Origin of the sequence: Anaeromonas frigoriresistens (genome assembly GCF_016820655.1) — a bacterium.
In the GTDB taxonomy this organism is placed as follows: Bacteria; Bacillota; Clostridia; order Tissierellales; family SIT17; genus Anaeromonas; species Anaeromonas frigoriresistens.
This window is the reverse complement of sequence record NZ_WSFT01000021.1, coordinates 16,899-29,070: the sequence shown is the minus strand read 5'-3', so window position 1 is coordinate 29,070 and position 12,172 is coordinate 16,899. Positions and strand designations below refer to the sequence as shown.

16 protein-coding genes are annotated in these 12,172 nt (G+C 29.3%); all 16 read left to right on the top strand.

Features of this window, described 5'->3' with window-relative positions; genetic code table 11:
* The first annotated feature begins 32 nt into the window (after nucleotides 1-32).
* The 16 genes from glnA to GOQ27_RS04550 all read left to right on the top strand — a co-directional run bounded on the left by glnA (nucleotide 33) and on the right by GOQ27_RS04550 (nucleotide 12,148).
* Nucleotides 33-1,367, top strand: a complete 1,335-nt coding sequence (glnA, locus tag GOQ27_RS04620; protein WP_252187751.1) for a type I glutamate--ammonia ligase — start codon at nucleotides 33-35, stop codon at nucleotides 1,365-1,367.
* A gap of 62 nt (nucleotides 1,368-1,429) precedes the next feature.
* Complete coding sequence (locus GOQ27_RS04615) at nucleotides 1,430-2,005, top strand: ANTAR domain-containing response regulator (protein WP_203365660.1); 576 nt, start codon at nucleotides 1,430-1,432, stop codon at nucleotides 2,003-2,005.
* 43 nt (nucleotides 2,006-2,048) lie between these two features.
* Entirely contained in the window at nucleotides 2,049-2,180 is a 132-nt protein-coding gene (locus tag GOQ27_RS17280) for a hypothetical protein (protein WP_286673012.1), read from the top strand.
* Nucleotides 2,181-2,638: 458 nt separating this feature from the next.
* Entirely contained in the window at nucleotides 2,639-3,016 is a 378-nt protein-coding gene (locus tag GOQ27_RS17050) for a hypothetical protein (protein WP_252187750.1), read from the top strand.
* 534 nt (nucleotides 3,017-3,550) lie between these two features.
* Nucleotides 3,551-4,189, top strand: a complete 639-nt coding sequence (locus GOQ27_RS04605) for a hypothetical protein (RefSeq protein ID WP_203365659.1) — start codon at nucleotides 3,551-3,553, stop codon at nucleotides 4,187-4,189.
* Between the two features lie 152 nt (nucleotides 4,190-4,341).
* Nucleotides 4,342-4,986 (top strand): class I SAM-dependent methyltransferase, encoded by a 645-nt coding sequence (locus GOQ27_RS04600; protein WP_203365658.1) that lies wholly within the window; start codon nucleotides 4,342-4,344, stop codon nucleotides 4,984-4,986.
* Nucleotides 4,987-5,160: 174 nt separating this feature from the next.
* Nucleotides 5,161-5,652: an NUDIX hydrolase gene (locus tag GOQ27_RS04595; RefSeq protein ID WP_203365657.1), complete on the top strand. Its 492-nt coding sequence runs from the start codon at nucleotides 5,161-5,163 to the stop codon at nucleotides 5,650-5,652.
* A gap of 118 nt (nucleotides 5,653-5,770) precedes the next feature.
* Nucleotides 5,771-6,010: a hypothetical protein gene (locus GOQ27_RS04590; RefSeq protein WP_203365656.1), complete on the top strand. Its 240-nt coding sequence runs from the start codon at nucleotides 5,771-5,773 to the stop codon at nucleotides 6,008-6,010.
* A gap of 4 nt (nucleotides 6,011-6,014) precedes the next feature.
* Entirely contained in the window at nucleotides 6,015-6,383 is a 369-nt protein-coding gene (locus GOQ27_RS04585) for a YybH family protein (protein ID WP_203365655.1), read from the top strand.
* 65 nt (nucleotides 6,384-6,448) lie between these two features.
* A complete protein-coding gene (locus tag GOQ27_RS04580) occupies nucleotides 6,449-7,252 on the top strand; it encodes a GNAT family N-acetyltransferase (protein WP_203365654.1) in 804 nt (267 codons plus the stop codon).
* A 226-nt stretch (nucleotides 7,253-7,478) separates the two neighbouring features.
* On the top strand, nucleotides 7,479-8,042 hold the full coding sequence (locus GOQ27_RS04575) for an AAA family ATPase (RefSeq protein WP_203365653.1): 564 nt from the start codon (nucleotides 7,479-7,481) through the stop codon (nucleotides 8,040-8,042).
* Between the two features lie 222 nt (nucleotides 8,043-8,264).
* Complete coding sequence (locus GOQ27_RS04570) at nucleotides 8,265-8,618, top strand: hypothetical protein (protein WP_203365652.1); 354 nt, start codon at nucleotides 8,265-8,267, stop codon at nucleotides 8,616-8,618.
* A gap of 158 nt (nucleotides 8,619-8,776) precedes the next feature.
* Nucleotides 8,777-9,223, top strand: a complete 447-nt coding sequence (locus GOQ27_RS04565; RefSeq protein WP_203365651.1) for a GNAT family N-acetyltransferase — start codon at nucleotides 8,777-8,779, stop codon at nucleotides 9,221-9,223.
* 432 nt (nucleotides 9,224-9,655) lie between these two features.
* Complete coding sequence (locus tag GOQ27_RS04560) at nucleotides 9,656-10,084, top strand: NUDIX hydrolase (protein ID WP_203365650.1); 429 nt, start codon at nucleotides 9,656-9,658, stop codon at nucleotides 10,082-10,084.
* Nucleotides 10,085-10,764: 680 nt separating this feature from the next.
* Nucleotides 10,765-11,013, top strand: a complete 249-nt coding sequence (locus tag GOQ27_RS04555; RefSeq protein ID WP_203365649.1) for a hypothetical protein — start codon at nucleotides 10,765-10,767, stop codon at nucleotides 11,011-11,013.
* A 79-nt stretch (nucleotides 11,014-11,092) separates the two neighbouring features.
* A complete protein-coding gene (locus GOQ27_RS04550; RefSeq protein WP_203365648.1) occupies nucleotides 11,093-12,148 on the top strand; it encodes a hypothetical protein in 1,056 nt (351 codons plus the stop codon).
* Nucleotides 12,149-12,172: the final 24 nt, after the last annotated feature.

The following is a 12,172-nucleotide window of genomic DNA, read 5'->3' as shown; positions in this document are numbered from 1 at the left end:
AAAAATGTATAAGAAAATTAGGAGGGATTATGTTGAAAGAGAATTATAGTAAAGAGGAATTATTACAAAGAGTCAAGGAACTTGAGGTGGAATTTATACATCTACAGTTTACAGATATCATGGGAGTAATGAAGAATGTATCAATTACTAGTGAACAATTGAGTAAGGCTTTAAATAATGAAATTATGTTTGATGGATCTTCTATAGATGGTTTTGTAAGAATTGAAGAATCTGATATGTATTTAAGACCGGATCTATCAACTTTTCAAGTGTTTCCATGGTCTGGTGAGTATAAAGAAGCAAGAATTATTTGTAATATCTATAATGCTGATGGCACACCCTTTGAAGGCTGCCCTAGAAACACATTAAAAAGAATAATAAATGAAGCTAAAGAAATGGGATATACAATGAACGTTGGACCTGAATGTGAATTTTTCTTGTTTAATACAGATGAAAAAGGGGAACCTTCTTTAGAAACTCATGATAATGCAGGATATTTTGATTTAGCACCGGTTGATCTAGGAGGAAATGCTAGAAAATCTATGATTACTGTGTTAAAGAAAATGGGATTTGAGATAGAAGCATCCCATCATGAATGTGCTCCAGGGCAACATGAGATTGACTTTGAATATGCAGATGCTCTTACTACAGCAGATAATATAATGACATTTAAAATGGTAGTTAGAATTATAGCTCAAAGACATGGATTGCATGCTACATTTATGCCAAAGCCTAAGGATAATATTGCTGGATCAGGAATGCATCTTAATATATCTCTAGCTAATTTAGATGGAAGTAATGCTTTCTATGACGAGAATGATAAGATCCAGCTATCCAAGCCTGCATATCACTTTTTAGGTGGATTGGTTAAACATGCTAAAGCATTTACAGCTATAACTAACCCTACTGTAAACTCTTATAAAAGATTAGTACCTGGATATGAAGCTCCTGTAATGATAGCATGGGCAGAGAGTAATAGAAGTCCTTTGATAAGAGTACCAGCTAAAAAAGGAAATTCTACTAGAGTAGAATTAAGAAGTCCTGATCCATCAGCTAATCCATATCTAGCACTAGCTACTACATTAAAAGCTGGAATTGATGGAATTAAAAATGAAGTAGAGCCTAAAAATAAAGTGAGTAGTAATCTATATGACATGAATGAAAAAGAACTGAAGGATTTAGGAATAGATAGATTACCTACGAATCTTAAAGAAGCAATAATTGAATTTTCACAAGATAAGACTATGAAAGATGCTTTAGGAGATCATTTATTTGAAAGAGTAATAAATGCTGCATTATATGAGTGGAATGAATATTCTAAATATATATCTCAGTGGGAGATCGATAGATATCTAATGAAATTCTAATTGAAAATATTAGCTTTTATCAATATAATATCTATATTAAGGTATAATGTTGGAGTGGTTATATGTTGAAGGGAAAAATTATAATAGCTGATAGTGGAGAATATACTAGAAAAAGTATAAAAGATTTATTAACTAAAAGAGGCTATAAGATATATGAGGCAACAGATGGGCTTGGTGCTATAAGAATGTGCAGAACAATATATCCAGAGTTAGTTATTATAGATACAAATCTTTGGGGAATGGATGCTTTTCAAGTTGGCAGGATAATAGAGGAAGATAATCTTTCCACAGTTATATATATAACTAATAATGTAAACTCGAATTTTTTAGAACAAATAAAAAAAATGAAAGTCTTTGCCTATATTAGTAATCCAATCATGAAGGATAATCTATATCAAATGGTTGAGTTTGCATTAATGAATGCTAATAAAATCAAAAATCTAGAGAAAAAGGTTAGTAAACTCCAATCTAAGCTTGAAGGAAGAAAGATAATTGATAAAGCAAAGGGTATATTAATGGATAAAGAAAAGATAACAGAAGAAGAAGCCTATAAAAGCATTAGAAGAGAAAGTATGGATAGGTGCGAAAAGATTGAAGAAACAGCAAATAGGATAATTGATAAATATAGTAAAGAATAGCTGAGAAGCTATTCTTTATTTTTTTGTACTAGATTTAAAAATATTGAAAAAAAAAGAAAAAATAGCAGGAGTTATATTAGTAATTGGAGAATTATATATAGAATATTCAAACAAATTAGAGAGTAATAAGAAGAAGATTGGAACTAATAATGAGATGCTGGATTGTTCTAAGTAATCCCAGTAATAAGACTAAGCTTATGGAACTGCTATTAAATTACGATATTGATTGGAGTAATATTTTCAAATTTACAATTATAAATTTTGATGAATTATATAATTTTGATAAAGACTGTGAAAAAACCAAATCAAGAAAGTAGTTTCTGTACATATATTGATACATTTTTTCGCAACACATTTATTGGAAGGAGGAACTGTTTAGGATATATTCAAGAATTACTGGGACATAAAAGTTCAAAAACAACAGAGATATATAAACATGTAACTAAAACGAATTTAAATAAAATAGAAAGTCCATTAGATAGGCTTTTTAAAAAAGGGAGATAAACATCAGACATAAGTAGATATTATCGAAACAAAGTCCGGGAATACCTATATTTAGTAATAAAATACGAACCACAGGTTCGGGAAGATATTGTTATCGGACATTTTTATACTTAAAAGGAGAGATATTGAATGAATAAAAAACAGGTATGGAATTCAAAACAGAAAAAATTGAGAGAAATATTGAAATCAAAATATTTCGATGAGGCGATTAATTTATGTCTAGAACAACATGCAATGGTTCATTCATCAGAAATGTCACAAATAAACAAGACTACTTTAGAAGATGAGTTATGGGAAGAGATTGATGAAGCTACATTCAGAACAGTAACAAATAATAAAGGACGCACAGTTGCTTATGGTTTATGGCATTCAACTAGAATAGAGGATATAACCTTGAATATATTAATTGCCAATGAAAAACAAATTATTAGTACAAATAATTGGCTAGAAAAAATAGGGTCAAACATATGTGATACTGGAAATGCAATGTCACGAGAAGAATTTTAGAATTTAGTAAGGATATAAATATTAAAGAATTAAAAAAATATAGAATTGCTGTAGGTAGGAAAACGAGAAAAATTATACAAAATCTTAATCCTTCAGATTTAAGAACAATAATAGATGAAAAAAGATTACAACGAGTATTAGATGAAGGTGCTGTATTAGATGTAGAAAGTTCTAACTGGCAAATCAATTATTGGGGTAAGAGAAATTATGCAGGTATTTTATTGATGCCAGTTACTCGACACAATCTTGTGCATATAAACGAATCAATGCGAGCTAAAAATAAGGCTAAATAGTAGATGTAAACTACAAACATCCGATAACAATATGTTTGTACAAGGGTGCACTATGGATAGGCTTTTGGGTGGTGTGAACCACACCTTTTAACTAGGAGCGAAGCACCGCCAAGGAAGTAGTGCTTTGAGGTCCAGTTCGAAGGAGTCGCAAACACGGAACGTTAAATGAAATGCTTGTGATATTGAGTTGTATAGATTTTATTTAGAGATTTCGAAGTTTATTAATTTAGGAGGAAAAAAGGTGACTAATTCTATTCTATGGTTAGGCACGCTAGTGGTTTCAATTATTATTTCTACATTTGCTCATGAATTAGGTCATGGAATTTCGTGTTATTTATCAGGAATCAGGGTAAGTACCGGGTTTAATAAAGTTGGTGACCTAGGCAAGAAGCCTTCAGATGTTGAATTTCGTATGGAATATGACAATTCACCCAAAATGATTTGGGATCTAGGGGTACCAATAACACTATTAATTGCTATGATTTTTAGTAATTTACTTAGAGTAGAATTATCAACTAAAACAGTTATTATTGTTGGTGCAGTAGGATACACTAACTCGTTGATGAGACTAATTCCATGTGGTAATGCATTGTGGGGAGTGATAAAAAGAGGAAGATTAAATCTTGAAGATGAGGTTGGATTAGGACAAGCATTGAAAGAGAAATATGAAATCAAGATTTTACGTTATATTCCACTAGCTATATCAATTATTGTATCTCTATATACACTAGATATAACGTTGAATTTATTGAACCAGAAGGCAAGTTGGCTCTTTGATGAAGGTTGGACATTCACAGCAATAACGGTATTAGCTCTTTGGTTAGGAACAAATATTTGCGAATGGTTAGATGAAAGATATCGTATAGATTGGGAAAGGTAAGTATTTTTCAGTCAAGCACATCATTTAACAAGGCATTGCCCCTATACAATAAAAATACTTTGTACAAGGTCAATACCTAAAATGTTAAATGACAGTTGGTTTTGAGAATAAAAACTTGAGAACGAAAATATTAAGAAGGAGTGGAGGATAGCATGGTTAAATCAAAAGAATGGAATTGGGAAGAAGTAAAAGAAAATTTTTGGAATGTGCCATCAGAAGATGTTTATTATTATGTAAATAGGTGGAAAAGTAAAGAGTATAATAATTTCTTAGATTTAGGTTGTGGACTTGGTAGACATTCGATATTATTTGCTCAAAATGGCTTTGAAACGTACAGTTTTGACTTATCACAAGATGGACTAGATGTACTAAAGAAGAAAGCTAAAGATGATAATCTAAATATCGATATCAAGTTAGGCGATATAAATAGCTTACCTTATGAAACAAGTTCATTTGATTGTTTGTTAGCATATCATGTTATTTCTCATACAGATACAAAAGGGATAATAAAGATAATCAGTGAGATTAATAGAGTGTTGAAAAGTGGTGGAGAATTTTTCGTAACATTATGTTCAAAAAATAGCCCTTCGTTTAGTAAGAAGAACTATCCAAGAATCGATGATAACACAATTATAAAAATTGAAGAGCCAGAAATTGATGTGCCTCATTTTTATTCAAACTTAGAAGATGTGAGAGAACTTTTAAAAGATTTTCATATTATAAGAATAAGGCATATAGAAGATATATTTAATGATACAAGTAGTTGGCATTACTTTATTCATGGAAAAAAACAATAATGAAGCTGTAGGTAGTTCCAAACTAACCATCATTTAACATGCTATTTGCAGAGAGTCCACGAAAAGTATGTGGACCATAGCTACGATAGCAAGAACGTTAGACGATATTAAAAAACTAGTGTTGTGAATTCAAGAGAGTTTCTGAACAGTAACTAAAATGAAAAGAGGATTATTATGGAATTATGGGATGTATTAGATAAGAATAGGAAAAAAACAAGAAGAATAGTTGAACGAGGTAAACCAATGAATCCTGGTGAGTTTCATTTAGTTGTTTTTGCATTCATTAAGAATTCAAAGGGTCAAATTCTCATCTCTAAAAGAACACCGAATAAAGCATTCCCCAATACATGGGAGATAACGGGTGGATCAGCAATTGCAGGAGAGGATAGCTTTAGAGCTATAGTACGGGAAGTAAAAGAAGAATTAGGGATAGAGTTAACTAGTAATGGAAGGATTATAAGGAGTACAGTGCATGAAGGAGAGTGTTCGTATTTCGCAGATGTTTGGTTATTCGAACAAGATATTGATATAGAAGACGTGATATGCCAACCAGAAGAAGTCAGTGAAGCAAAATTAGTTTCAAAGGAAGAAATTTACAGGTTATTTGAAGAAGGAATATTTATGGTCGGGAAGCCTTCAATAATAGAGTGGTTACAATTAATTTAGAAATAATTTGAATTAAATGCTATGAAGTGATTTATTTATATCATAGTTATTTTATGGGTCTTTGTGTTCTTAGGTATAATGTAATAACAATAGTTGAGTTGAAGGAGGACTGAATAAATTGAAAAATGTAGATAAACGAAATAAACTTGAAGAAGAAATTTTTTCGTATAAAGTATCAAAGGATGATAAGATATTTATTTTTTGGGAAGGAAAACAAGTTAAGATATTAAAGGGGAAAGAAAGCAAGAAATTTTTATCTAAAATATCTACAGCAGGTACAATAGAATCACAATTAATAATGGCTAAAGTTACTGGCAATTTCAAGCGTGGAAATGAAAAGATAAACAAAGGGAGGTAAGGATATGAGTTTTAAGAACACTTTAATGTTGCATCTAAATTCTATGAAAAACAAAGATTTAAACAATTTTCTTTCAACAGTTAAATTAGAAAATATTATTTTGATTATGCCTAACGGAGACCTAGTAAGAGATAAGGAAGAATTTTTAGAGTTACATAAAAGTTGGTTTGAAGATAATGATTGGAATTTAAACTATAAAATATTAAATATTGAAGAAAGTTCAGAAATGGCATATGCATTAATAGAAGTTGATTATAAAGATTATGATGAAGAAGGAAACATAATTAAAATGAATTATTATTTGAATTTAATTTTTCGTAAACAAGAAGAAAAATGGCTTTTAATACATGATCAGAACACTATACATAAATAATTTTTAAAAATGAATATAAAACTTCACTTACAATAAGCAATATTAGCAGAAAGGATAAAGGTGCAATGATTAAAGAATTGAGTAAAGATAAATATTGTGAAGTCTATAATTTAATTAAAAATGATAAGTTTCCAGAAGCTACATCAGTAATTTTAAAGAATAACCCAGGTTGGATTTTTGTTGATAACATAAATAATCCAAAAACAGCATTGATATTTTGTAAAGGTATGGGAGGTTTTTATTTATTAGGAGACTATACTAATACTCAATTTAAAAGTGAACTTTTGTCTTTCGTTGAAGAGGTAGTCTATTCAAGGTTAAATAATATAGGTATAAGTTGGATCGAAATTTCAGGAGTTTCAGAGGAATGGAATAGAATAATTGAGGAAGTTTTTTCAAACAAAAACTTAGGTAAAGATAAGCAATTAGTATATAAGCTAAAAAATGAAATATCAATTAGTGAAAAAAGTATAGAAAATATAAGGCTGTTTAATAAAAATACATTTAACTTACAAATTTCTAATATTGATTTTCTGAAAAATGAGACACAAAAATTCTGGGGAAATATAGAGAATTTTATGAATAAGGGTATATGCAGTTATTACTTAATAGAAAATGAAATAGTGAGTATTTGTTATTCTGGTTTAGTGAAAGGTAATATTCATACAGTTGGAATAGAAACATTAGAAAAACATCGAAGAAAAGGATATGGTTATAAAGTAGCTAAGGCTTTTATAAAGGAATGTAGAATGAAGGGGATAGAACTACACTGGGATTGTAGTGAAGATAATGATGGATCAAAATCTATGGCAGAAAAACTTGGTCTTGAAAAAGAATATGATTATACATGTTATTGGTATAAGTTCTAGTAATTATTAAAAATGATGTAAAAACTTACACCTAACATTGTATTTTAAGACAGTCTATAAAGAATATTGGCTACACAAATATAGCAAGTACAAAAGTATGAAACTTGTAATATCTAAGAAATGAGGGAGGAACTATGAAGTAGTTTTTTATGAAGAAAAAAGTTAATTTGTGCAAGGCGTAAATATGCTATATTAAAATTATCATAAATTATAAAAGGAGACTATTATGAAAGATCGAATACATATCCTTGGAGCATCGGGTTCTGGAGCATCTACCCTAGGGAAGGAGTTATCTTTAATTCTTCCACATGTGAATTTTGATGGTGATGATTATTTTTGGGCTGAAAAGTTTAGTAAACAGAGAGCACCTAAAGATAGAGTGAACTTGTTAAAAGAAGATATTAAAAATTATAAAAAATGGATTTTATCAGGGGCAGTTTGTGGATGGGGTGATGAATTCAAGTCATATTTTGATTTGGTTATCTTTGTCTATACCCCCGAAGAAATAAGACTTAAAAGGTTGCAGGAGAGAGAATTGCAGAGGTATGGTGATGAAATCTTACCTGGTGGAAGTAGATATGAACAATCAAAGATTTATCTTGAGTGGGCATCATTGTATGATAAAGGTGGTTTAGAGGTTAGGAGCAAGACTCTACATGAGTATTGGATGTCTAGCTTATCCTGTCCAATTTTGCGAATAGAGGGAGATCAGTCTATCCAAGAAAGAGTTAATATAGTACTAGATTATCTTAAAGTAAATAGGTTTATTAATAGGCAAAAATATCTTTAGGGCTAGAAGTTATACGTAATTAAGAATAAGATTTAATATATATTTTAAAAGTCATAAAAATTGAATGTATTGTAGAGTAAAGAATTGCAGAAAAACTTAAGTGAAATTTCAGAGGTGAGTATAATTAATAATTTTAAACCAATTAATATAAACAAAAATTTATTTAACATCAAAGCATATAATTATTTAAGTAGAACAATTATTCTTATATACGCTTTATTTATGTTAGTGTATTTGTTTAGAGAAAATTTATATAAATTAGGAAATCAATATATTACTTTATTCGCAGAAACGGCACCAAATCTTGTACCAAGTTTTCTCTTCACCTTAGTAGGTATATTTTATATAGCACCTATACTTTTTAAAGGGCTTGATGTAATTCATAGGCCTGTGTTTATATGGTTGATTAATATACTTAATATGACTGTTTTTTTACTTATAGAATATCTACATGTGATTCTCAAATTAGGGGCATGGGATAATAATGATATTATTGCATCTTTAATTGGTATATTTATTTCTACAATTATTTACTATAAAATCAAAAAAAATTTTGACGAAAAACATATTGATTAGAAAGATATAAAAAGGATGGTAAAGGATATATATTCGAAGAATTAATTTATGATGCATTATTTAAAATATTGCTACATAATTGATGACTTATATTAATGAAATCACCATAATGGAGAAATTTTCGGTAGAAAATAAAATTAAAAAAAGGAGACTTAATTATGATTGAGATATTTGATATACCCTTTGATAATATTAAAATTATAAAAAAATTATGGGAGAAGAATCGGCAGTACCATGAAGATAGCTCAGAATATTTTAGTGATGCATATCGCTCTATTTGCTTTGAAGATAGGATTAAAGGCTATGATGAGTTTTGCAGGGATACACTTAAAATAACCATTGCTAAATATAATGATAAGTATATCGGTTATTGCATATCAACTATAGTTGAAGAAAAAGGGGAACTTGAATCAATCCATGTAGATGAATCCAAAAGAGGTATTGGTATTGGAAAAGAAATTGTAGTTAAACATCTTGAGTGGATGAAAGAAAAGAATTGTAAATCTATTGGGGTTACAGTATCTCAGGAAAATGAATCTACTATTAACTTTTATAGAAAATTAGGGTTTTATCCTAACACTTTATATATGCAACAAGTTCTATAAGATATATTGATTACAAGAGAGGAGAATTTCCTGAAAAGATTTTTAAGTGGCATATTGAAAACAAAACTGGAAGAGAACAAGGTTCACTACTTCACGGAGATTTTAGAACAAAATATATTATGTTAGATAAAGAGAATAATAGTGAGATTATTGATTAGGGTTTTGTAGACATTGGAGATCCTTATTATGATTTAACAGTAATAGATTATTATTTTAAAGATGAGTTAGATAGAAATAGTTTTTACTAAGGTTATGAAAGTAGTCATTATGATAGATTGAGTTGGTTCATTAATGTATAGGGGAAAACGGTCTGCTAAAACTATGGTTGTGTAAGGACGTTCTAGGATAAAAGAAGCCTATGGGGATGAGTGCCACACATTCTCGCTATAGAGAGTATGTTTATTAAAAAGAAGAACAGAAGGAGTTAATGAAATGGTAGTGGATTTTTATGATATAGGTACTATTGATAATGAAAAATTAGAGTATGCAGTTATTTGCTGTATATATAAAGGGAAATTTGTTTTTGTAAGACATAAAGAAAGGGAAACATGGGAAATACCTGGTGGACGGAGAGAGATTGGTGAGGTGATTGAAGAAACAGGTAAAAGAGAATTAGAAGAAGAGACAGGTGCAAAGCAATTCTCAATACATAAGGTGTGTGATTATTCAGTTTCAAGAGAAGAAAAGACTAGCTATGGGAGACTATTTTATAGTGAAATTGAAGTGTTTGGGGATCTACCTAATATGGAAATAGAAGAAGTAAGACTTTTTAATGAAATGCCAACAAATTTAACCTATCCAGAAATACAACCACTAATACATAGAAAGGTTATTGAATTAAAAGCAAATAGGAAATGGTAGCAGAAGGTTTGCGGGCGACACTCGTTTTATAACATTTTTTTGCACAAAGGTGCTAATGAAAGATTATATTGAGAAAAACAAAAAAGTATGGGAGTTCGATGCATATAATTTTTGGGTAAAGCAATCCGGGAAGAAAAGGATATGGGTATAAAGTAGCTAATTTTTTAAAATGAATGTAGGATGAAGGATATATAACTACAATGGGATTGTAGTAAAGATAATGATGGATCAAAATCTATTGCAGAAAAACTTGGTCTTGAAAAATAATATCAATATACATATTATTGGTATAAGTTTTAGTAATGATTAAAACTAAGGTAGAAACTATATCTAAAATGGATAATATATAAGTATGAGAAAGGGTAGACAATAGGCTATCCTTTAATTTTTTTGAATATAGATTCAAAAGTATTGGTAAGAAAAGAAAAAAACAGGAGTTATATTGTGTATTGGAGAATTATATATAGAATATTTAAACATATCATAATAAACACAAGGCTATATATTAAATAATTTACTCATGAAGACTTAGCGTAGGGGAATTGGTATGTTGAAAAACATGAGACATAATAAACAAAATAATAAGTAGCCAGATAACCATACTATATGAAAAAATATAGAATGAGTAGCATTGTTGGAAATTACATAAGTACAATAAACTTCGAGAAGAGGTGATCCTAGTGAAAGCTCTAATAACAGATGAATATGATGAGGGAGCTTCGATAATTGAGGGACCAGAAGAGATTATTAAAAGACTTAAAGAGTATTTATTAGAATTTGATAATTATGAGCATCCAGGATGTTGGGGAACAGAAGAATTTATTAATTATTTGAATGATGTTATTCTAATGAAAAGTGATGAAAAAGTAATCATTCTTGAACTTTGGATCTATGACTATGATGAAACCCTACCAAAATTAAAGATTTAGGTTAAAAGCAGGAACTTTTACGAACCACCTACTTTTTTTAACATTAGTTAAATTATAAATTCTTTAGGAGGAAATCAATGTGGAAAATACAATTGATTTTTTATTAAATCATGGTGATCCAGTTATTAAATATCGCACAATGACAGAATTACTAGAAGTCACTGATGACAATCAAGTTCAAAATCTTAAAAAACAATTAGTGGAATATAGTAAAACCAAAAAGAGATTATATTATTTGGAAAGTAAAGACAAGCTTCATGATTTTAATGGAGTGCATGGAGCCACAAATTATCATTTAGAAAATTCTTTGCCTATGTTACTTGATTATGGTGTAAAGAAAGGATTTGTTACTTTTGATAAGATTATGAAACCGATTCTTGAACGTCTTAAAAAGCAAGTTTTTCCAGAAGATCATGTCTTTTCAAACTTTATTAATATTATTATTTTTCCTTTTCTATATAAATCAGGATTTAGAGAAAGCTGGATAAAAAATTTCATGGTTGAAAGATTAGATATACTTTATAACTTTACCATACAAAAAAATTATGATATTTATGATAATAATAATTATTATAAAAGTATACCCACTTCATTTAAAAATAGAAGAATTATCAAACCAGATCTTTATATAAATGGTCATTTTAAGATTCCCTTAATATATGACATTTATGGATTAGCTGAAATGAGTAAAGAGGCTGATGAAACTACTTTAAATAAGATAAAATCAGTCATTGATTATATTTTAGATTCAGCTTACCTTCAGTTTGATGATGGGTATGGTATATTAGTAAATGGTGATAGAAATTATCTTGCAATGGGTTGGGATGCCAAGTTACCGATAAATCAGGATGATATATTAACTCCTGAAATATTACATCGCCTTGAATTAATGGCTCATTTTAAAAATGCCGTAGAAGATAATTGGTTTAAAAGTAACTATAATAAACTGAAAGAGTACAGAAGTGAAAAAGGTACATATCAATTTCCTAAAATTGTTCTACAAAAAAAAACAGGATGTTGGGTACACGGTAGACATATGGATTTAGGAGAAAATAGACGAAAATTATTAGCCTATGAACTGGAATCGACATTTAGGGTACTGAAAATAAATAAAATTTTAAGGAGTCATAATTAAGAGTGAAAGACGTATTGTAAAAAG

What these genes read in the sequence shown, in the direction of transcription:
- GOQ27_RS04615 (WP_203365660.1), top strand. Translation starts at nt 1,430, where the DNA reads ATGTTGAAGGGAAAAATTATAATAGCTGATAGTGGAGAATATACTAGA.
- GOQ27_RS17050 (WP_252187750.1), top strand. Translation starts at nt 2,639, where the DNA reads ATGAATAAAAAACAGGTATGGAATTCAAAACAGAAAAAATTGAGAGAA.
- GOQ27_RS04600 (WP_203365658.1), top strand. Translation starts at nt 4,342, where the DNA reads ATGGTTAAATCAAAAGAATGGAATTGGGAAGAAGTAAAAGAAAATTTT.
- GOQ27_RS04595 (WP_203365657.1), top strand. Translation starts at nt 5,161, where the DNA reads ATGGAATTATGGGATGTATTAGATAAGAATAGGAAAAAAACAAGAAGA.
- GOQ27_RS04585 (WP_203365655.1), top strand. Translation starts at nt 6,015, where the DNA reads ATGAGTTTTAAGAACACTTTAATGTTGCATCTAAATTCTATGAAAAAC.
- GOQ27_RS04580 (WP_203365654.1), top strand. Translation starts at nt 6,449, where the DNA reads ATGATTAAAGAATTGAGTAAAGATAAATATTGTGAAGTCTATAATTTA.
- GOQ27_RS04575 (WP_203365653.1), top strand. Translation starts at nt 7,479, where the DNA reads ATGAAAGATCGAATACATATCCTTGGAGCATCGGGTTCTGGAGCATCT.
- GOQ27_RS04570 (WP_203365652.1), top strand. Translation starts at nt 8,265, where the DNA reads ATGTTAGTGTATTTGTTTAGAGAAAATTTATATAAATTAGGAAATCAA.
- GOQ27_RS04565 (WP_203365651.1), top strand. Translation starts at nt 8,777, where the DNA reads ATGATTGAGATATTTGATATACCCTTTGATAATATTAAAATTATAAAA.
- GOQ27_RS04560 (WP_203365650.1), top strand. Translation starts at nt 9,656, where the DNA reads ATGGTAGTGGATTTTTATGATATAGGTACTATTGATAATGAAAAATTA.